This window comes from Burkholderia sp. Ap-955 (assembly GCF_011753045.1).
Taxonomy (GTDB): domain Bacteria; phylum Pseudomonadota; class Gammaproteobacteria; order Burkholderiales; family Burkholderiaceae; genus Burkholderia; species Burkholderia lata_D.
The window spans coordinates 189293-208585 of the sequence record NZ_VWWH01000005.1 but is presented as its reverse complement, the minus strand read 5'-3'; the positions used below and the strand labels follow the sequence as shown (position 1 = coordinate 208585).

The following is a 19293-nucleotide window of genomic DNA, read 5'->3' as shown; positions in this document are numbered from 1 at the left end:
GCCCGTTTCGGCGGCCAGCGCGTCGAGCGGCGCCTGGCGCCGCCCGATCAGCACGACGCGGTCGCCGCGGCGGGCGAAGCGGCGTGCGCATGCGGCGCCGATACCGGTGCCCGCGCCGGTGATCGCGATCGTGCGGGGTGGCGGGTGGGTCATGTCGTGCTCCGGAAAGGTGTCGTTTCCGGTCACTTTAGGCGGCGCCGGCGAGCGCCGGTATCAGCCGAAAGGATGAACGCGGGCGGCATCCGGGCGGCCGGCGCGGTCGCGGGCCATTTTGCAAAGGCTGACGATGTCCGGCGCCGAATCGCTCTATCCTCCACATTTTTGCGATAAGTCACGAAAGCCCGGCAGAATAGCGCGGGCGGGCCGCGCATCGACGCGCGGCGCATCGGCCGGCCGATTCCGTCGTGCGAGCGGAACGGCAGGCCGGCGATCCCGGCATGAGCGCGCACCCCACGTGCGCGCTGCATCGGCCGAGGCGCGTGCCACGACAATTTATCGCCCGGTGCGCGCTCGCGTGCCGGACCATCGACAAGAACAGGGAGGGCCGGCTATGAGGCTGGACGACGAAAGGGAAAGCACGAACGTCGAGGATCGCCGCGGCGCCGGCGGGTTCGGCGGCGGGCGCGGTGCGACGATCGGCATCGGCACGATCGTGGTCGCGTTCGCCGCGTCGTATTTCTTCGGGATCGACCCGCGCGTGATACTCGAAGGCGCCTCGGCGCTGCAGGGCCGCCAGCAGCAGGCGCAGCCCGCGCCCGCGCAGCGGCAGGGCGCGGCGGCGAACGAACCGAGCGTTGTGTTCACGCGCAAGGTGCTCGGCAATATCGAGCGCACGTGGACGGGCGTGTTCAACACCCAACTGCACGCGCAGTACCAGCCGCCGACGCTCGTGATGTTCAAGAACTCGACGCCGACCGCATGCGGCACGGGCCAGACCGCGATGGGGCCGTTCTACTGCCCGGGCGACCGCAAGGTGTACATCGATCTCGGTTTCTACGACGAACTGCGCCAGCGTTTCGGCGCGGGCGGCGATTTTGCGCAGGCTTACGTGATCGCGCACGAAGTCGGCCACCACGTGCAGAACCTGCTCGGCATCTCCGACAAGGTCGACGCCGCGCGCCGGCGGGCGAGCCAGGCGCACTCGAATGCGCTGTCGGTGCGGATGGAACTGCAGGCCGACTGCTTTGCCGGCGTGTGGGCGAACAACGCGCAGCGCGCGAACCAGCGGCTGATGGAACCCGGCGATTTCGAGCAGGGGCTGAAGGCGGCGGCCGCGATCGGCGACGACCGGCTGCAGCAGCAAGGGCAGGGCTACGTCGTGCCGGAAAGCTTCACGCACGGCACCAGCGACCAGCGCGTGTACTGGCTGCGGCGCGGGATGGAGTCGGGCGAACTGAGCGCCTGCGACACGTTCGCCGCGAACGCACGCTGAAAGCGGCGCGCACCGTCGCGCGAGCGCTTCGTCCCGGCCGGACCCGCGAGGCCGCCCGGGCCGGGACGATTTGCCGATTTGGGCTCACCGGCGCTTTTCGGCGCCGGTAGGCTGGCCCGAACTTCGATCTTCGTGACGTTCGCCTGCCAGCCGATTCCACCATGCCGACCTCATCCGTTCCCGCCGACCCGGCCGCCGCCGACTGGCCACGCGCGCTGCGCGCGTGCGTGGACGCGTTCGACGCGTTCGCGAGCCCGTCCGCGATCGTGTTCTACCGGCTCGACCAGAGCGGCGAACCGGCCGATTTCGAGCTGTTCGGGATGCCGGAATCGATGCATCGCACCTATGTCGCGCGCTACCGGATGCTCGATCCGCTGCATCCGTCGCGCTGCGCGGCCGGCGAGCGCGCGGTCGTCACGCTTGCGTCCCAATTGCCTGACGAAAGGCGCGACGCGTCCGCATACTGGACCCGTTTCCTGCGGCGGCACGACGTGGCCGACGTCGTCGAGATCTGGCTGCGCGACGCGGGCCGGACGGTCGGCGCGTTCTCGCTGCTGCGCTTCGGGTCGGGCGACACGCGCGGCGGCGTGGCCGGCAACAGCACGGCCGGGCGGTTCGCGCCCGGCGAGATCGATGCGCTCGCGCGGCTGCAGCCCGTGGCCGAAGCCGCGCTGAGCCCGCTGCTGCGCGCGCGGCGCGGGATCCACCGGATCGGCTGCGAGGAGCGGCTGACCTATCGCGAGGAGCAGATCGCGCGCCTCGTGCGCGACGGCCGCTCGAACAAGGAGATCGCGCGCGATCTCGCGCTCGGCCAGCCGACCGTCAAGACGCACCTGATGCGGATGTATCGCAAGCTCGGGGTGTCGAACCGCACGGAACTGGTCGGGGCGCTGTTCCTGTAATTCATCGGATAATTGCGATCCGGACTTCGAACCTTCGCGATTGCCGATTCATGAAAACCAAAGCGCTGCTGGCCGTGCTGCTTGTCTTGCTGGGTGTTTCCACGGCCGTGACGGCCTTTGCGCAAGAGAGTGAGCCTGATCCTTGCCTCGTGCTGCGACCGACCCAAATTGCCCCGGACGACGTCGGCGAGGCCGGAGACTATCCCGGTGGCGGATGGCTCGGGCTGATTCCGGAAGGGCACCGCTGGACGCTCGCACCGGCACGCGTCCGGTTCGAACCGTCGCAGCCGAGCGGCGACATCGTCGACATCAAATCCGACCCGAGCAAAGCCGTGGCGCTGTTCCGCTGCAAGTTGCTCAGGCAGGGCAAGGTCGACGCGGTGAACCTGGCGTTCCCGAAAAACGGAAGGGCGATCGAGCCCGGTGCCGACCCGCTGCGCTTCGATTTCCACGGCCGCCGGTACGCACTGCGTCACACGGCGTCCGGTGCGGTGATTGCCGAAGGTGATGGCAAGCGGTCGGTCCTGCATGATTTTGGTGGCGGCTCGCCGCCGTTCAGCGCATCGCTGATCTGGGCGGGCGACCTCGATCGTGACGGCCGACCGGACTTCCTGATGGAATTCGAAAGCGACCTCGGCGCCAGCTTCTGCCTGTTCACATCGGGGAGTGCGAAGGAAAACGAACTGGTCGGGGGCGCCGGCTGCATGTACGTCAGCGGCTGACCGACGCTGCCCCCGGCCGGCTTTCCGCGTCGACCGCCCGCCATCCCGCGGGGTTCGAACGCGCCTCCCCCTCAGCGCCCACGCGCTGCCAATTTGCGCTCACCGGGCGCGAACCCTCGTCGATACAGTGGAACGACGCCCGCGTGCCCGTGCGCCCGCGGTCCAGCCACGACAATCCTCGAGACGCCCATGAGCACCACGAATTTCGTCGCCGTCAGCGACACCGTGCGCACCTTCGTTGCGCGCGACTTCGGCCTCTTCATCGACGGTGAAATGCAGCCTGCCCACGCGGCCGAGCGGCTCGACGTGTACGACCCCGCGACGGGCGAGCGGCTTGCGACCGTCGCCGACGCCGACGCACACGACGTCGACCGCGCGGTCGCCAGCGCGAAGCGCGCATTCGACACCCACGTGTGGAGCGGCCTGCGCCCGGCCGACCGCGAACGCATCCTGCTGAAACTCGCCGACCTGATCGAAGCCGATGCCGAAACGCTCGCGCAGCTCGAAACGCTGAACCAGGGCAAGTCGATCCACGTGTCGCGCGCGGTCGAAGTCGGCGCGAGCGTCGAATACGTACGCTACATGGCCGGCTGGGCGACCAAGATCACCGGCCAGACGCTCGACGTGTCGATCCCGTTCCCGCCCGGCGCGCGCTATACGGCCTATACGCGCAAGGAGCCGGTCGGCGTGGTCGCCGCGATCGTGCCGTGGAATTTCCCGTTGATGATCGCGGTGTGGAAGCTGATTCCCGCGCTCGCGGCCGGCTGCACGATCGTGCTGAAGCCGTCGCCGGAAACGCCGCTCACCGCGCTGCGCCTGGCCGAGCTCGCACGCGACGCCGGCGTGCCGCCCGGCGTGTTCAACGTCGTCACCGGCGGCCGCGTGTGCGGCGCCGCGCTCGCGGGCCACCCGTCGATCGCGAAGATCTCGTTCACGGGCTCGACCGCGACCGGCAAGCTGGTCGGCGCGGCAGCCGTGCAGAACATGACGCGCTTCTCGCTCGAGCTCGGCGGCAAGAACCCGATCGTGATGCTCGACGACATCGACGTCGCGCAGGCGCTCGACGGTGTCGCGGCCGGTGCGTTCTTCAACCAGGGGCAGGTGTGCGCGGCCGCGTCGCGCATCTATGTGCATCGCAGCAAGTTCGCGCAGCTCGCGGACGGCCTCGCGGGCGTCGCGCAGTCGATGAAGCTCGGCGCGGGCCTCGACACGACCGCGCAGATCAACCCGCTGGTCTCCGCGCACCACCGCGACAAGGTCGTCCAGCACATCGAAGGCGCGCGCCGCGCGGGCCTGACGTTCCTCGCGGGCGGCACGCCGGCCGACGACCTGCCCGGCTACTACGTGAAGCCGGCCGTGATCGCCGATCCGCATCCGGACAGCGCGATCGTGCGCGACGAAGTGTTCGGCCCGGTGATCGTCGTCGTGCCGTTCGACGACGCGGCCGACGCGGTGCGCCTCGCGAACGCGTCGCCGTACGGCCTCGCCGCGAGCCTCTGGAGCAACGACCTGAAGCGCGTGATGAACCTCGTGCCGCAGATCGAGGCCGGCACCGTGTGGGTGAACTGCCATATCCCGCTCGACCCGTCGATGCCGTTCGGCGGCTACAAGCAATCGGGCATCGGCCGCGAATTCGGCCAGTACGCGATCGAAGGCTTCACCGAAACCAAATCCGTCTGCATTGCGCACTGACGCGCTGCGCCAACGACGAAAACCGTGAACCTCGGCGATCGAGGTTCAACCGATCCGACAGTGGAGACTGCAATGAGCTACAACGAAGCGAAATTCTGGCACCCGATGCTGCACCCGAACGAGATGAAACAGCGCAAGCCGATCCGCATCGTGCGCGGCGACGGCTGCCATGTGTTCGACGAGGAGGGCCGCAAGCTCGTCGACGGCGTCGCGGGCCTGTGGAACGTGAACGTCGGCCACAACCGCCAGGAAGTGAAGGACGCGATCGTGCGCCAGCTCGACGAGCTCGAATACTTCCAGCTGTTCGACGGCATTTCGCATCCGCGCGCGGAAGAACTGTCGAAGAAGGTGATCGACATGCTCGAACCGGAAGGGATGCGCCGCGTGCTGTACAGCTCGGGCGGTTCCGATTCGATCGAGACCGCGCTGAAGATCGCGCGCCAGTACTGGAAGGTGCGCGGCCAGGCCGACCGCACGAAGTTCATCTCGCTGAAGCAGGGCTATCACGGCACGCACTTCGGCGGTGCGTCGGTGAACGGCAACACGGTGTTCCGCCGCAACTACGAGCCGAACCTGCCCGGCTGCTTCCACGTCGAGACGCCGTGGCTGTATCGCAACCCGTTCACGCAGGATCCCGAAGAGCTCGGCCGGATCTGCGCGGAAATGCTCGAGCGCGAGATCCAGTTCCAGAGCCCCGACACGGTGGCCGCGTTCATCGCGGAGCCGATCCAGGGCGCGGGCGGCGTGATCGTGCCGCCGGCCAACTACTGGCCGCTGGTGCGCGAGGTGTGCGACCGCTACGGCGTCCTGCTGATCGCCGACGAGGTCGTGACGGGCTTCGGCCGTAGCGGCAGCCTGTTCGGCAGCCGCGGCTGGGGTGTGCGCCCGGACATCATGTGTCTCGCGAAGGGCATCTCGTCGGGCTACGTGCCGCTCGGCGCGACGGTCGTGAACGCGCGGATCGAGGACGCGTTCGCCGCGAATGCCGATTTCGGCGGCGCGATCATGCACGGCTACACGTATGCGGGCCACCCGGTCGCCTGCGCGGCCGCGATCGCGAGCCTCGACATCGTCGTGAAGGAAGACCTGCCGGCGAACGCGGCGAAGCAGGGCGCGTATCTGCTCGAAGCGTTGAAGCCGTTCGCGGAACGCTTCGCGGCGGTCGGCGAGGTGCGCGGCAAGGGGCTGATGCTCGCGCTCGACCTGGTCGCGAACAAGGACACGCGCGAGCCGATCGACCCGCTCTCAGGCTATGCGAACGCGGTCGCGGAAGTCGCGCGCGAGAACGGCGTGCTGGTGCGTCCGGTCGGTACGAAGATCATCCTGTCGCCGCCGCTCGTGATCCAGCGCGAGCAGCTCGACCGGATCGTCGACGCGCTCGCGGCGGGCTTCGAGGCCGTGCCGTTCGCGTGATGGCGTGACCCCGTGACGGCAAACCGGCGGCGGGCAGTGTGGCCGCCGCCGGTTTGCCAATTTGCGCTATGACCGGATTATTTTGCCTGCGTATTTTTTCGACATCGGATCAAGGTGTGATCGACAAGGGGCCCGGGTATCGAAGCGCTGAAGCGCCGCCCGGGCCGACCGCATAGCCATGGAACCCCGGCCGCCGACGAAGCGGCGGCCGGGGTCGACACAGGAAGGAGACAGGGATGTCGGGATGGTCTGGAGTTACCGGCGCAGCGGGCGACACGCCCGCCGGCACGCCGGCTGAAGCGGGTGGCGGCACGGCGCTGAAGGCGGGTGCGGTCGGCTTTCCGACCGCGCTGGCGAGCGCCGTCGGCCTCATCATGGCAAGCCCGGTGATTCTCACCGCGACGTCGGGCTTCGGGATGGGCGGCTGGGCGTTCGCGGTCGCGATGATCATCGCGTTCGTGATGATGCAGGCGCAGGCGACCACTTTCTCCGAAGCCGCCGCGATGCTGCCGACGGCCGGCTCGGTTTACGATTACCTGTCGTGCGGGCTCGGCCGCTTCTGGGCGATCACCGGCACGATCTCCGCTTATTTCCTCGTGCACGTGTTCGCCGGCACGGCCGAGACGATCCTGAGCGGCATCATGGCGCTCGTCAATTTCGAATCGCTGAATGCCGCGTTCGAGAAGCACAACAGTTCGTGGCTCGTCGGTGTCGGCCTCGTCGTCACGTTCGCGATCACCAACATCATCGGCATCAAGGTGTTCAGCAAGCTCGAGATCGTGCTGACGGCCGGCATGTGGCTGTCGCTGATGATCTTCGGGATCCTCGGGCTCGCGGCCGCGCCTGCGGTGCATCTCGACGGCTGGTTCGGCGGCTCGGAAGTCGGCACGTCGGTGCCGGCCGTGCTGTCGCTGGTCGGGATGGCGATGTTCATGTTCGTCGGCTGCGAGTTCGTCACGCCGCTCGCGCCGGAAATGAAGTCGCCGGGCAAGACGATTCCGCGTGCGATGGCGCTGGGCCTCGTCGGCGTCGCGATCTGCATGTTCCTGTACGGCGCGGCGATCCGCCGCCAGGTCGCGAACGTGCCGGTGAGCCCCGACGGCCTCACGCACCTGCTCGACACGCCGGGCGCGATTCCCGCGTTCGCGCTGCAGGTGCTCGGGCCGTTCGGCCGCATCTGGTTCGGCATCGCGTTCCTGTGCGCAGGCGCCGCGACGATCAACACGCTGATGGCCGGGCTGCCGCGCATCCTGTACGGGATGGCGATCGACGGCGCGCTGCCGCGCTGCTTCGCGTACCTGCATCCGCGCTTCAAGACGCCGGTGGTGGGTATCGTCGCCGCGGCAATCGTGCCGATCTTCCATGCGTGGCTGATCAACGGCAATCTCGACAGCATCCTGCACCTCGTGCTCGCCGCGACCTGCGCGTGGGGCACCGCGTACCTGCTCGTCACCGCGTCGGTCGTGATGCTGCGGATTCGCCGCCCGGACTTGCCGCGCCCGTACCGTTCGCCGCTGTTCCCGCTGCCGCAGATCGTATCGAGCGTCGGCATCATCCTGGCGATCTGGTACATCACGCCGCCGGGCATGAACGCGCGCGACATCTACGTGCCGTTCGGCGCGATGCTCGGGCTCACCGCGCTGTACGCGCTGTTCTGGACGCTCGTCGTGCAGCGCCGGCATCCGTTCAAGCCGGTGCCGGTCGAGGACGTGCTGCGCAACGAGCACGTCGCATCGTGAAGGTCGCGCTCGCCCGCTGGCGCGCGGCGCCCGATGCGCCGCCGCCCGGCCATCGGCCCGGCGCGATCGCCGCGCGCGTGCTGGCCGACCTGCGCGCCGAGCGCGATGCCGATGGCGCCGGCAGCCTGACGGCCCGGCTGCCGAACGGCGTGCGCGTGAGCATCGACGAGCGTGTCGACCGCCAGTTCCTGATGCATACGGTCAGCGTGAAGGTGGCGGTAACCGCAACCGGCCCGGCCGTGCAGGGCAGCGCGCGTGTGCGCCAGACCGGCTGGCTGCGCTGCACGGGCATCGATGCGGCGGCCGTGCCGGGATGCGACCCCGGATTCGTCGATGCGGTGGCCGCGCTGGTTGCCGAGCCGTCGTTGTCCGATGCGCTGCGGCCGCTGCACCTGACCGACTGCACGATCGACGCGCGCGACGGCCGCTGGACGCTCGCGATCGTGCCGTACGGCGGCAGCGAGGTCGTGAACCGGATGCCGTCGTTCCGCCGCTACGTCCGCCTGACGGGCGAGCAGGCCGCCGCGCTGTCGGCGGTCTGTCTTGCGTTCGAAACCGCACTACGCAGGATTTTGCACGGGTAAGCTGTGGCGTTGCGCGCCGGGGGAACCCGGCGGCCGCGTTTAGGGGGTTTTACCGGAGATGCCGATGCTGTTCCAGTCACGCTCACACGAAGACGTGCACGATCACGGGCTCGCGATCGCGGGCTGGCATCAGGTCTACCGCCAGATGACGCCGGGCCGCTTCAAGGGCACCGTCACGCAGGTGCTGTACGACGATTTCCACTTCTTCCGCGAAACGACCAACCGGCGGGTCGCGCAAACCGGGCTCGCGCCGGCCGGGCGCACGTCGCTCGCGGTGCCGCTGTCCGTGCCGCTCGCGGGCACGTTCCAGGGCCAGCCCGTCGACGGCTATGCGCTGCTCGCGCTGCGCGCCGGCGAGGATTTCGAATTCCACACGCCGGAAGGGATGGGGCTCGTCGGGATCAGCGCGGCGTCCGACATGGTCGACGAGTTGTGTGAAGCCGAATTCGGCGCATCCGGCGCGCGCAAGCTGCGCCACGTGACGCGATTGTCCGACGAGCAGGGCGTCGCGCTCGGCGTGCGGCTGTCGTCGCTGATCGACGATGCGCAGCGCAACCCGGGCCACCTCGAATACGCGGCCACCCGCAAGATGTTCCGCGACGCGATGCTCGGCATGTTCCTCGATGCGCTCGAGCAGGGCATCGGCGTCGAGCGCCGCGACATCACGCACGCCACCTACAGCGACATCGTGAGCCGTTGCGAGAAGCATCTGCGCGACCGGCCCGAAGAACCCGTCACCGTGCTCGAACTGTGCCGCGCGCTGCGCTGCAGCCGCCGCACGCTGCAAACGAGTTTTCAACGCGTGGCCGACGTCACGCCGGTCGGCTATCTGCGCACGATCCGGCTGAATGCGGTGCGCCGCATGCTGCGCACGACGTCCGTGCAGCAGCTCGGCGTCGGCGAGGCCGCCGCCAGCTGGGGGTTCACCCACCTCGGCTATTTCGCGCGCGAGTATCGCGACCTGTTCGGCGAGCTGCCGTCCCAGACGTCGCGCCCCGAATGACGCACGCGCACCGCGACGGCGCCGCCGGGCATCGTCGCGGGCAATGCGTGCGACTGTTTGCCGATTTGCGATAGAGGTCCTGAATTTTCGCTGGATAGAGTCCTGTCACCCATATCGATAACCCCATCGATCTGCACTGCGAATCGATGACAACAGAGGGGCGGGACATGAAGATCGGACGACGACTGGCCGCGGCCGCGGCTACGCTGGGTTGCATGCACGCACAGGCGCAGACCTCGGGCAGCGTGACGCTGTACGGCACCGTGGATACCGGCATCATCTATTCGACGAACCAGCAGTTCACGCGCGCCGACGGCAGCACGGGCGGCGGCCATGCGTGGCAGATGGGCGGCGGCAACCTCGTGCCGTCGCGCTTCGGCTTCCAGGGCGCCGAGCCGCTCGGCGGCGGGCTCAATGCGGTGTTCACGCTCGAACAGCAGTTCCTGTCCGCGAACGGGCAGGCGCTGCAGGGCGGCACGGCCTTCAGCCGGCAGGCGTGGGTCGGGCTGCGCCAGGACGGGATCGGCACGCTCGGCCTCGGCCGCCAGTACGACTCGTACACCGACATGCTCGGCGCGTACGTGTCGAGCAACAACTGGGCGACGCCGTACGGCTCGCATCTCGGCGACGTCGACAACCTGAACGCCGCGTTCAACTTCAACAACGCGGTGAAGTTCACCAGCGCCGATTTCAACGGCCTCACGTTCGGCGGCACGTTCAGCTTCGGCGGGCAGGCCGGCGATTTCTCCGCGAAGCGCGGCTATGCGGTGGCCGCGACCTACACGCGCGCGCCGGTCGCATTCTCGGTCGGCTACCTTGACCTGCACCAGCCGCTCGACGCGGCGCTCGGCGGCGCGAGCGGCTATATCGGCGATTTCGCGTGCAGCAACCCGGGCGCGATGTACTGCCTGCTGCAGGACGCCGGCTCGATGCGCGCGTTCGGCGCGGGCGGGTCGGTCACGTTCGGCGACGCGACGATCGCGCTCACCTATACGCATACGCGCCTCGGCGACAGCCGCTATTTCTCGACCACCGCGCAGCCGCGCACGCAGGCGTTCACGTTCGATATCGGCGAGGTGAACGCCACGTACATGTTCACGCCCGCGCTGCAGGGCGGTGTCGCCTACATCTTCAACGCCGCGCATACCGACGGGCGCGGCACGACGCGGTTCCACCAGGTGAACGTCGGCACGAACTACAGCCTGTCGAAGCGCACGGCGCTGTATGCGGTCGCGATCGGCCAGATCGCGAGCGGGAAGGGGCTCGGCACCGACGCGGACGGCAACGCGGTGAACTACGCGCAGATCCCGGTGCTCGCGAACAGCAACTCGAGCCGGCAACTGGCGGTGATGGCCGGGATCCGCGTGAACTTCTGATCTGGCCGGGAAGGTCCGGCCGGGGAGGTCTGGCCGGGGAGGCCCGACGGGCGAGGCGGCCGGGTGTGGCGTCCGCCTCTCCCGCCGCGTGCCATAAATTCTTAACGATCGGCGTGAACAATGGCGTTCGCTACAGGCGGCCGGAAGCATCTCCCGCGTTGCACACGTGTGCAACGCCCGGCCGTCCCGCCACCACGCCGAACGAGAGAGACCTCATGACCTTGCTGAGCCGCCTGCGCGCGCTGTCCGCCGCCCTTGCGCTGTCCTTCGCCGCCACGCACGCCGTTGCCGCGGATCTCGTCATCGCAGGCCGCGACGATATCTACGGCAAGGGGCTGGCCGACGCCGTCGCCGGCTTCAACAAGCTGCATCCGGGCACGGAGATCGAGCTGCTCAAGCTGCCGAACGCGAACCTGTACCAGAAGCTCAAGCTGTCGATGCGCGAAGGCACCGGTGCATACGACCTCGTGATGATGGACGACACGTGGGCGCCCGAATTCATCGGCAACGGCTGGCTGAAGCCGCTGCCCGCGTCGCTCGCGGACGCCGATCTCGTGCCGTCCGCCGTCGCGCTCGGCCGCAACGCGGCCGGTGCACTGTACGCGCTGCCGATCGTCGGCAACGTCGAGATGTTCGCGTACCGAAAGGATCTGCTCGCGAAGTACAAGCTGCAGCCGCCGCGCAACTGGGACGACGTGCTGAAGATCGCGCAGACCGTCGGCGGCGCGGACAAGAGCGTGTCGGGCGTCGTGTTCCGCGGCACGAAGGGCAACCCGGTCGTGACCGGCTTCCTGCCGATTCTGTGGGCCTACGGCGGCGACGTGTTCGACCGTGCCGGCAACGTGACGATCGATTCGCGCGAAGCGCAGGCCGCGCTGAAGACCTTCCTCGCGCTGAAGGCGTCCGCGCCGAAGGACGTCGACGTGTACGGCGCGGCGGAAGTGCGCGATGCGCTGCAGCGCGGCACGGCCGCGCAGTCGATCGAGGTGTGGCCGGCGTGGGTGCCGGCGCTCGACGATCCGAAGCAGTCGCGCGTGGTCGGCCAGATCGCGCTGCAGCCGCCGCCCGGGCAGACCGCCGGCCCGGCGCCGATGCTCGGCATCTGGCAGATGGGCATCCCGAAGGACGCGCCGCACGCGAAGCTCGCGCAGGATTTCCTCGCGTACCTGACCGCGCGCGACACGCAGACGCGCCTCGCCGGCATCGGCATTCCGCCGACCCGCCGCAGCGTGTTCAACGATCCGGCGCTGGTGCGCCAGTACCGCTGGTATCCGGATCAGCTGAAGGCGCTCGAAGCCGGCCGTGCGCGGCCGCGCGTGAACGACTGGCAGCAGGTCGAGAGCATTCTCGGCGACCAGCTTCAGCTCGCGCTGACCGGGCAGGCCGCGCCTGACGCCGCGCTGCGCCAGGCGCAGCAGAAGATCGCGCAGGCGACGGCCGCGGCAGGCAAGTGACGGCGCACATTCATCAACCGGCCGGAGGTCGCGCATGAAAGCCTTCGGCCGCAGCCTGCCGTTCGTCGCGCTGCTCGGGCCCGCGCTGCTGGTGCTCGCCGCGCTCGCGCTGTATCCGGTCGCGCAGGTGCTGATCGATTCGTTCTGCCAGGTCGACTACTCGGCCGGCCGCCGCGCATTCGCCGGGCTCGCGAACTATCGCGCGGTGCTCGGCGACGATGCGTTCACGGCCGGCTTCGGCAACACGCTGCGCTTCACGATCGTCGCGTCGCTCGCCGAAGTCGCGCTGGGCTTCGGCCTTGCGCTGTTGTTCGTGCGCGCGTTTCCGGGGCGGCGCATCGCGCTGCCGCTCGCGATCCTGCCGATGATGCTGTCCACGCTCGTGTGCTCGGCGATCTGGCGCAACTGGCTGAACTTCGACGGCTTCCTGAACGCGCTGCTCGCGGCGTTCGGCATCGAAGGCGTGCGCTGGCTGTCCGATCCGCATCTCGCGCTGTGGTCGCTCGCGCTCGTCGACGTGTGGCAGTGGACGCCGATGGCGTTCCTGATCGTGCTCGCCGGGCTGCAGTCGATCCCGCAGGAGCTGTACGAAGCCGCGCGCACCGACGGCGCGAGCGAGTGGCAGTGCCTGCGCGACATCACGCTGCCGCTCGCGGCGCCGCAGATCGGCCTCGCGCTGCTGCTGCGCTCGATCGACACGTTCAAGCTGTTCGACAAGGTCTATGCGCTGACGGGCGGCGGCCCCGGCAACGCGACGCAGACGCTGTCGACCTATATCTACGACTCGGGCTTCCGCTTCTTCAACGTCGGGCCGGCGAGCGCCGCGTCGGTGCTGATGCTCGCGGCGTCCGCGCTGCTGGTCTCGGGGTACGTATGGCAGACGGTTCGCAAGCGGCGCGCATGACGGCGCAACCCGCCCGCATCATGGGCGCACGAACGGGCGTCGCATTCGGTCGCGCGATGCCGTGGGCACTGCGCATCGCCGCGCTCGCGCTGTTGCTGCTGCCGTGCCTGTGGATGGCCGGCGCGGCGTTCATGCCGACACTCGAACGCCTCGATCATCCGTTGCGGATCTGGCCGGCCGCGCCGACTTTCGAGCATTTCGCGTCGGTCTGGTCCAACGGCATCGGTGCGCCGCTGTTCAATTCGCTGCTGGTCGGTTTCGGCACGACGCTGCTCGCGCTGGCGCTCGCGTTTCCGGCCGCGTACGCGCTCGTGCGGCTGCGGTTTCCGGCGCGGCTCGACCTGCTGTTCCTGGTGCTCGTGCTCGCGTTGAAGCTGATGCCGCCGATCACGATCGCGGTGCCGCTGTTCGCGCTCGCGAAGCGGTTGCACCTGCTCGATTCGACGCTCGGCCTGATGCTCGCGTACCAGATCTACGCGTTGCCGATGGCGATCTGGATGCTGCTCGCGTTCGTGCGCGACGTCCCGATCGAATACGAGGAAGCCGCCTGCATCGACGGCGCGGGGCTCGCACGACGACTCGTGCAGATCGTGCTGCCGCTGTGCGCGCCGGGGCTGATCGCGACCGCGATCTTCGTGTTCATCGCCGCGTGGAACGAATTCCTGATCGCGCTGCTGTTCGTGTCGACGCCGAGCCGCTTCACGCTGCCGCTCGCGATTGCCGGCTACGTGACGGAGAACGGCATCGACTGGGGCGACCTGATGAGCGCGGGGTTGATGGCGTCGCTGCCCACGCTGGCCGTGGCCGGCTATGTGCAGCGCTACCTGTTGCGCGGGTTCGCGGGCGGGCTGAAGTGACGCGCGGCGTCGCCGCGCCCAATCTCACCTGGTTATGCGCAGCTGGCCCGCACCACCTGCGTGACCGGCACGATGCGCGTGCGCGACGGGCCGTCGAACGTCTGCATCCGGTCGGCGAGCAGGTCGACCGCCGCCTGCGCGAGGCCGCGCGTGTCCTGCCGCAGCGTCGTGAGCCGGTACGCGTCGTATTCGGCGGCCGGGATGTCGTCGAAGCCGATCACGCGCACGTCGTCCGGCACGCGCAACCCGAATTCGCTGCGCGCGACGTCGATCACGCCGAGCGCGAGCAGGTCGGACGAGCAGAACACGCCGTCGGGCCGCTTGCCGTTCGCGAACAGTTGCCGTGCGGCTTCGACGCCGCTTGCATGCGTGTCGGACGGCGTGTCGAGCACGTGCGCGAGCGTTGCATCGAACGCATCGCCGCGCCCGATCGCGTGTTCGAACGCGGCAGCACGCGACTGCGCGCTGTAGCTCGCGCCGCGCGGCCCGACGAACGCGAGCCGGCGCGCGCCGGCCCGCACGAGCCGCTGCGCTGCGTGGACGGCGCCCGCCGCGTTGTCGCTAATAACGATGTCCGCGCCCGGCAGGTTCGCCTCGCGATTGATCATCACGACCGGGATCCGGTGTTCGAGATACTGCTGCGCCACCGACAGCGGCGGCGACGCGGACGTCATCACGAGGCCCGCGATCCGGTAGCTGAGCAATTGCTCGAGCGATTGCCGGACCTGGCGCGGATCTTCCGCATTGGTCACGAGCGGCGTGAGCGCGCGCTGCCCGAGCGCGGCCATCAGGTCCGACAGCAGCCGTGCGCGAAACGGATTCTCGAACCCGGCCGTCACGACGCCGATCATGCTGCTGCGCTGCGTGATCATGTCGCGTGCGATCAGGTTGACCTGATAGCCGAGCGCGCGCGCGGCGACCATCACGCGCTCACGCGTCTGCGGGGCAATGCTCGCCGTCGGCGAGAATGCACGCGACACCGCGGAGCGCGACACGCCTGCGCGCGCCGCGACATCCGACGCCGTGACCCACGGTTTTCTTTCCTTGTCATTCATCGATTCATGATCCCTTCGAGCCACGATACGTGCATGCCGCTCGCCGACTGGATGTCGGCGCTCGACGATGCGCGGCTGCTGCATACGCTGACCCTACCGGGCAGCCATGACACCTGTGCGTATACCGTCGACGATCGGCTCGTGCGCACCCAGCGTGCGCCGCTCGATGCCCAGCTCGCGCATGGCGTGCGGCTGCTCGACGTCCGCTGCCGGCACGTGCGCGATGCATTCGACATCCATCACGGCGGCATCGCGCTCGGCATGACATTCGACGACGTACTGCAAACCTGTGCGCGTTTTCTCGAAGCGCATCCGCGCGAATGCATCGTGATGTCGGTGAAGGACGAATGGCCGGCGCACGCGTGCACGCGCAGTTTCGATGCGACGTTCGACGCGCATCGTGCGCGGCATCCGCGGCTGCGCTGGCATGCCGGCGGCCCGCTGCCCGCGCTCGGCGACGTGCGCGGCGCGATCGTGCTGCTGCGCCGCTTTCGCAGCAGCCGGCCGCTCGGCATCGATTTGACCGCGTGGCCCGACAATGCGACGTTCACGATCGATCACCCCGATGGCGCATTCGTGATCCAGGACGAATATCGCGTACCGGTCGCCGCGTCGATCGGCTGGAAGTGGCGTGCGATCGACGCACTGCTGACGGACCTGCCGTCGCCGGACAGCGGCCGCTGGGCGATCAACTTCTGCAGCGGAACCGGGATGGGCGCGAATCCGTCGGTGGTCGCGCACGGCGACGGCAGGGTGCGGGGCATTCATGCGCGGCTGACTGAACGACTGCATGAGCAGCCCGGCCCGTATGGCGCGATGCTGCTCGACTTCTGCGATGACGACGACTGGGCGCTGGTGCGCGCGCTGATCGCGTGCAACGACCATGCGCCGGCGCCGGGGGTGTGGCGCAAGACGCTTCGCTGTTAGCGGAGATTCGCGCTGAAGAACGCGAGCGCCTTTGCATCGAGCGTTTCGTGGAAGGCCGCGCGATCGAATCCCTTCGCATCGGTACAGACCTCGGGCGAGACCTGCGCCAGTTGTTCGGGGCACGGCGCGAGAAACGCGAAATGTGCGGAATTCGGTACGACGTGGAATTCCGGCCGTTTCGGCAGCATGTCGGCCAGCGCGGGGACCGTTTCCGGCTCCACGCCGTCGCCGCCTGCTTCGGATCCCCAGAGCTGGATCGGCGCGTGCACGTCCTTCAGCGTATCGGCGCTCGGGAATTCGTTCATCGGGTCGGCGATCACGTAGGCCTTGATCCGCGGGTCGTGCGTCAGCGGCTGGCGCGGCAGGTCGTGGTCGCGAATCTGCTTGCAGATCAGCCAGGTCGGGTCCGGGCAGGCCACGTGCGCGTGTACGAAATCCGGATTGGCGCCGGCCAGCACGAGGCCCGTATAGCCGCCGCGCGAAAAGCCGAAGAAGCCGATCCGGGCAGCGTCGATATGCGTGGCGTCGGGCCCGTCGGCCAGCATGTAGTCGACCAGGCGCTTGATGTCCTCCGGTCGCTCGACCAGCTCCCGCAGGTCGGCCGCGCGGCTCATGTCGGTATGCGTGTCGCCGGGATGGTTGATCGCCGCGACGACGTAGCCCGCATCCGCGAGCGTTTCGGCGAGGTCGTGATGCCCGAAGTACGTCCCGGCGTGGCCGTGCGAAATCACGACGAGCGGCAGCTTGTCGCCGACGGTCGGGCAGTTGCGTTGCCCTTTCACCACGAACGGGCCGATCGTGAGCGGCTGCGCGGGGGATGCGCACGGCGTCCAGATGACGGCGCGCAGCTCGGGGCCGGCTGCGTCGGCCGGGATGCTGACGAACTTGACGCCAGCTGCTTGCGCGACCGTGGCGGACAGGCAGAGCAGGACAACCGAGAGCCAGGTCTTCATGTCGATTCCCGGGGCAGTGGAGGGGGCGCGGCGTGGCGTGCGACGGGGTGCCGCTCAGCGCGTCGCGATCGCCACCGCCGCACCGGCCATCGCGGTCGCGCTCGTGCGGTTGGCGAACCGCTTCGCGCGCGCCGACGTCAGGAAAGCCCGTGCGCGTGACGCAAGCAGCGACCAGAAGCAGTCGGCAAGAATCAGGACCGCGAGCATCGTGCCGACGAGTTCGGCCCACGCGGTCACACCGACGTGCGTGAGATCGACGATGGTCGGCAGCAGCGCGAGATAGAACACCATGATCTTCGGGTTGCCGAGCGTGACGAGCATGCCCGCGACGAACATGCGCCACGGCGACTGGCCGCGCGGCAGGTCGTCGGCGCCCGTCCCGGTCGGCGCGGTCCACATCTTCCACGCGAGGAACAGCAGGTACGCGACGCCGAGCAGCTTCAGCACGATCAGCCCGGCCGCGAACGTGCGCGCGAACGCGGACAGCCCCGCGACCGCGAGCGTGAGCCACAGCGCTTCGCCGAGCCACATGGCCGCGAGGAACGGCAGCACGTCCCGCACGCCGTTCGTCAGCACGCGCGCGACCAGCGCGGCGACGCTCGGCCCGGGTGTGCCGGCGGTGACGAGCAGGGTGGCAGCGAAGACGGCGAGCGCGGACAACGTCATGACGAACCTCGTGGGTGGGGGGCGTTCGAAACGTATGAGGTTTCGATTATAGTGACGGCCGTTCCAGACTGCGTGACTGAATTGCCGTGATGACTGCATCGATCCTGATCCGTCCCGCCACGCGGGAAGACGCGGCCGCGATGGCCGCCGTGGAAGTCGCTGCCGCGCAGCGGTTTCGCGCAATCGGCATGACCCACATCGCCGAAGCCGAGCCGACCGATGCGGCTGCCGTGCTCGTGCGCATCGACGACGGTCGCGCGTATGTCGCGGTCGATCCGGAGGGCACGTGCGTCGGATTTGCGTTCTACCGGCTGCTCGATGCGCAGCGGCTTTATCTGGAAGAGCTGGATGTCGCGCCGTCGCATGCCGGACAGCGGATCGGCGCGCGCCTGATCGAACAGGTGACGGCGCGGGCGGCGCAGGAAGGGATCGCGGAGGTCGTGCTGTCGACGTTCCGCGACGCGCCGTGGAATGCGCCGTACTACGCGCGCCTGGGTTTCAGCATCGTCGACGACGCCGCGCTCGACGACACGCTGCGTGCGATCCGTGCGCACCACGTCGCGCTCGGGCTCGACGAAACGCAGCGCGTGTTCATGCGGTTGCGCGTTCCAGGTTGACGCAGGCCCGGTGAGTGGTCGTGCCGGCTGCGGCACGATCCGGTGTCAGCGCAATGCCTGATTCCCGGTCAGCGGCAGCGACGCGAACGCGGCTTCCACGTGCGCAAGAAAGTCGGACGCGGCCCGCGTCAGTTGCAGCCCCGGCGGCGTGAGCCGGTACAACTGCAGTGGTGGCGGCGACATCGGTAGCGGCAGCGGCGTCAGCTTCTGGCCGAACACGGTTTCCGCGAGCGAGAGCCGGGTCCACGAGAAAATCGCATCGTTGGTCATCATCAGGCTGTAGAACAGCGCATACGACGTGCAGCGCGTGATGCAGCGCGGCGGGGGCAGGCCCGCGTGCGCATGCAGGTCGCGGATATACGCGGGGAAGTTGTCGCTTGCATCGGCGTGGATCCATTCCGCGTCGCGCAGCGCCTCGAGCGATGTCGCGCCCGCGAAGCGCCCGTTCTCGCGGGTGACGAACGCGGTGTCGAACGTGCGGATCGCCTTGATGTCGACCGACTCGGCAATGGGGCCCGTGACGGCGACGAACGCGAGATCGAGTGTGCGATTGCGCAGCTGTTCCGAGAGCAGGTTGAACGTCAGTTCACGCAGTTCGCACTCGACGTTCGGCCAGTGGCGGCGGAACGCGGCGTAGGCCTCGGCAAAGCCGGTCACCGCGACAATCGGCGTGAAACCGATCACGAGCCGCCCGTCTCGCAACCCCTTCATGTGCGCCATGTCCTCGCTCGCCCGTTCGAGCTCGCGCACGACGGCCTGGGCGCGCCCCAGCAGCGCGTCGCCTTCCGGCGTCGGCGCGACGCCCCACGGCTTGCGCTCGAGAAGCGGTACGCCGAACTCGTTCTCCAGTTCCTGGATCGCCTTGCTGATGGCCGGCTGCGTGACGTGCAGGGTCCTGGCCGCGGCCTTGATGCTGCCGGCCGTCGCGACCGCGACGAGCGCGCGCAATTGATGGATTTTCATGATGCGGAAGATATTACCAAAAGTTATCCGCATC

The 19293-nt window shown here is 68.7% G+C and carries 19 protein-coding genes; 14 read left to right on the top strand and 5 right to left on the bottom strand.

Annotated features, from left to right (window positions below):
• Positions 1–153 (bottom strand): SDR family NAD(P)-dependent oxidoreductase (locus F3J15_RS05275; RefSeq protein WP_166888515.1); only part of this gene is annotated, 153 nt, incomplete at its 3' end.
• A gap of 397 nt (positions 154–550) precedes the next feature.
• On the opposite strand from F3J15_RS05275, the gene F3J15_RS05270 reads away from it, so the two are divergent.
• The 12 genes from F3J15_RS05270 to F3J15_RS05215 all read left to right on the top strand — a co-directional run bounded on the left by F3J15_RS05270 (position 551) and on the right by F3J15_RS05215 (position 14078).
• Entirely contained in the window at positions 551–1432 is an 882-nt protein-coding gene (locus tag F3J15_RS05270) for a neutral zinc metallopeptidase (RefSeq protein ID WP_166888512.1), read from the top strand.
• A gap of 161 nt (positions 1433–1593) precedes the next feature.
• On the top strand, positions 1594–2334 hold the full coding sequence (locus tag F3J15_RS05265; RefSeq protein ID WP_089485404.1) for a LuxR C-terminal-related transcriptional regulator: 741 nt from the start codon (positions 1594–1596) through the stop codon (positions 2332–2334).
• 50 nt (positions 2335–2384) lie between these two features.
• On the top strand, positions 2385–3056 hold the full coding sequence (locus F3J15_RS05260; RefSeq protein WP_166888509.1) for a hypothetical protein: 672 nt from the start codon (positions 2385–2387) through the stop codon (positions 3054–3056).
• Positions 3057–3245: 189 nt separating this feature from the next.
• Positions 3246–4748, top strand: a complete 1503-nt coding sequence (locus tag F3J15_RS05255) for an aldehyde dehydrogenase family protein (RefSeq protein WP_166888506.1) — start codon at positions 3246–3248, stop codon at positions 4746–4748.
• Between the two features lie 72 nt (positions 4749–4820).
• A complete protein-coding gene (locus F3J15_RS05250) occupies positions 4821–6161 on the top strand; it encodes an aspartate aminotransferase family protein (RefSeq protein WP_166888504.1) in 1341 nt (446 codons plus the stop codon).
• A gap of 236 nt (positions 6162–6397) precedes the next feature.
• Positions 6398–7900 (top strand): APC family permease, encoded by a 1503-nt coding sequence (locus tag F3J15_RS05245; RefSeq protein ID WP_089485409.1) that lies wholly within the window; start codon positions 6398–6400, stop codon positions 7898–7900.
• Positions 7897–8484, top strand: coding sequence for a DUF3156 family protein (locus F3J15_RS05240; protein ID WP_166888501.1), 588 nt, complete (start codon positions 7897–7899; stop codon positions 8482–8484). Before F3J15_RS05245 ends, F3J15_RS05240 begins: the two co-directional genes overlap by 4 nt.
• Positions 8485–8548: 64 nt before the next feature.
• Positions 8549–9487 carry a helix-turn-helix domain-containing protein gene (locus tag F3J15_RS05235; RefSeq protein WP_069252997.1) on the top strand — a complete coding sequence of 313 codons (939 nt, stop codon included), beginning with the start codon at positions 8549–8551 and terminating at the stop codon, positions 9485–9487.
• Between the two features lie 167 nt (positions 9488–9654).
• A complete protein-coding gene (locus F3J15_RS05230) occupies positions 9655–10863 on the top strand; it encodes a porin (RefSeq protein ID WP_166888498.1) in 1209 nt (402 codons plus the stop codon).
• A 215-nt stretch (positions 10864–11078) separates the two neighbouring features.
• Positions 11079–12317 carry an ABC transporter substrate-binding protein gene (locus F3J15_RS05225; RefSeq protein ID WP_039343900.1) on the top strand — a complete coding sequence of 413 codons (1239 nt, stop codon included), beginning with the start codon at positions 11079–11081 and terminating at the stop codon, positions 12315–12317.
• 34 nt (positions 12318–12351) lie between these two features.
• Entirely contained in the window at positions 12352–13221 is an 870-nt protein-coding gene (locus F3J15_RS05220; RefSeq protein ID WP_166888495.1) for a sugar ABC transporter permease, read from the top strand.
• Positions 13218–14078: a carbohydrate ABC transporter permease gene (locus F3J15_RS05215; protein WP_166888492.1), complete on the top strand. Its 861-nt coding sequence runs from the start codon at positions 13218–13220 to the stop codon at positions 14076–14078. Before F3J15_RS05220 ends, F3J15_RS05215 begins: the two co-directional genes overlap by 4 nt.
• 32 nt (positions 14079–14110) lie before the next feature.
• Here the strand turns inward: F3J15_RS05215 and F3J15_RS05210 are convergent, their stop codons facing one another.
• Entirely contained in the window at positions 14111–15133 is a 1023-nt protein-coding gene (locus F3J15_RS05210; protein ID WP_166888490.1) for a LacI family DNA-binding transcriptional regulator, read from the bottom strand.
• A gap of 6 nt (positions 15134–15139) precedes the next feature.
• Here F3J15_RS05210 and F3J15_RS05205 point away from each other — a divergent pair, with 6 nt between their 5' ends.
• Positions 15140–16060: a phosphatidylinositol-specific phospholipase C gene (locus F3J15_RS05205; protein ID WP_166888487.1), complete on the top strand. Its 921-nt coding sequence runs from the start codon at positions 15140–15142 to the stop codon at positions 16058–16060.
• Here F3J15_RS05205 and F3J15_RS05200 read toward each other — a convergent pair.
• Together F3J15_RS05200 and F3J15_RS05195 are read right to left on the bottom strand one after the other, a co-directional pair.
• Positions 16057–17013 carry an alpha/beta hydrolase gene (locus tag F3J15_RS05200; RefSeq protein WP_166888484.1) on the bottom strand — a complete coding sequence of 319 codons (957 nt, stop codon included), beginning with the start codon at positions 17011–17013 and terminating at the stop codon, positions 16057–16059. The genes F3J15_RS05205 and F3J15_RS05200 overlap by 4 nt on opposite strands.
• Positions 17014–17067: 54 nt before the next feature.
• Positions 17068–17679, bottom strand: a complete 612-nt coding sequence (locus F3J15_RS05195) for a LysE family translocator (RefSeq protein WP_166888481.1) — start codon at positions 17677–17679, stop codon at positions 17068–17070.
• A gap of 89 nt (positions 17680–17768) precedes the next feature.
• Here F3J15_RS05195 and F3J15_RS05190 point away from each other — a divergent pair, with 89 nt between their 5' ends.
• A complete protein-coding gene (locus F3J15_RS05190) occupies positions 17769–18296 on the top strand; it encodes a GNAT family N-acetyltransferase (RefSeq protein WP_166888478.1) in 528 nt (175 codons plus the stop codon).
• A gap of 45 nt (positions 18297–18341) precedes the next feature.
• Here F3J15_RS05190 and F3J15_RS05185 read toward each other — a convergent pair whose 3' ends face one another.
• On the bottom strand, positions 18342–19259 hold the full coding sequence (locus tag F3J15_RS05185; protein ID WP_166888475.1) for a LysR family transcriptional regulator: 918 nt from the start codon (positions 19257–19259) through the stop codon (positions 18342–18344).
• Positions 19260–19293 lie beyond the last annotated feature (34 nt).

What these genes read in the sequence shown, in the direction of transcription:
- F3J15_RS05270 (WP_166888512.1), top strand. Translation starts at nt 551, where the DNA reads ATGAGGCTGGACGACGAAAGGGAAAGCACGAACGTCGAGGATCGCCGC.
- F3J15_RS05265 (WP_089485404.1), top strand. Translation starts at nt 1,594, where the DNA reads ATGCCGACCTCATCCGTTCCCGCCGACCCGGCCGCCGCCGACTGGCCA.
- F3J15_RS05260 (WP_166888509.1), top strand. Translation starts at nt 2,385, where the DNA reads ATGAAAACCAAAGCGCTGCTGGCCGTGCTGCTTGTCTTGCTGGGTGTT.
- F3J15_RS05255 (WP_166888506.1), top strand. Translation starts at nt 3,246, where the DNA reads ATGAGCACCACGAATTTCGTCGCCGTCAGCGACACCGTGCGCACCTTC.
- F3J15_RS05250 (WP_166888504.1), top strand. Translation starts at nt 4,821, where the DNA reads ATGAGCTACAACGAAGCGAAATTCTGGCACCCGATGCTGCACCCGAAC.
- F3J15_RS05245 (WP_089485409.1), top strand. Translation starts at nt 6,398, where the DNA reads ATGTCGGGATGGTCTGGAGTTACCGGCGCAGCGGGCGACACGCCCGCC.
- F3J15_RS05235 (WP_069252997.1), top strand. Translation starts at nt 8,549, where the DNA reads ATGCTGTTCCAGTCACGCTCACACGAAGACGTGCACGATCACGGGCTC.
- F3J15_RS05230 (WP_166888498.1), top strand. Translation starts at nt 9,655, where the DNA reads ATGAAGATCGGACGACGACTGGCCGCGGCCGCGGCTACGCTGGGTTGC.
- F3J15_RS05225 (WP_039343900.1), top strand. Translation starts at nt 11,079, where the DNA reads ATGACCTTGCTGAGCCGCCTGCGCGCGCTGTCCGCCGCCCTTGCGCTG.
- F3J15_RS05220 (WP_166888495.1), top strand. Translation starts at nt 12,352, where the DNA reads ATGAAAGCCTTCGGCCGCAGCCTGCCGTTCGTCGCGCTGCTCGGGCCC.
- F3J15_RS05215 (WP_166888492.1), top strand. Translation starts at nt 13,218, where the DNA reads ATGACGGCGCAACCCGCCCGCATCATGGGCGCACGAACGGGCGTCGCA.
- F3J15_RS05210 (WP_166888490.1), bottom strand. Translation starts at nt 15,133, where the DNA reads ATGAATGACAAGGAAAGAAAACCGTGGGTCACGGCGTCGGATGTCGCG.
- F3J15_RS05205 (WP_166888487.1), top strand. Translation starts at nt 15,140, where the DNA reads ATGATCCCTTCGAGCCACGATACGTGCATGCCGCTCGCCGACTGGATG.
- F3J15_RS05200 (WP_166888484.1), bottom strand. Translation starts at nt 17,013, where the DNA reads ATGAAGACCTGGCTCTCGGTTGTCCTGCTCTGCCTGTCCGCCACGGTC.
- F3J15_RS05195 (WP_166888481.1), bottom strand. Translation starts at nt 17,679, where the DNA reads ATGACGTTGTCCGCGCTCGCCGTCTTCGCTGCCACCCTGCTCGTCACC.
- F3J15_RS05190 (WP_166888478.1), top strand. Translation starts at nt 17,769, where the DNA reads ATGACTGCATCGATCCTGATCCGTCCCGCCACGCGGGAAGACGCGGCC.
- F3J15_RS05185 (WP_166888475.1), bottom strand. Translation starts at nt 19,259, where the DNA reads ATGAAAATCCATCAATTGCGCGCGCTCGTCGCGGTCGCGACGGCCGGC.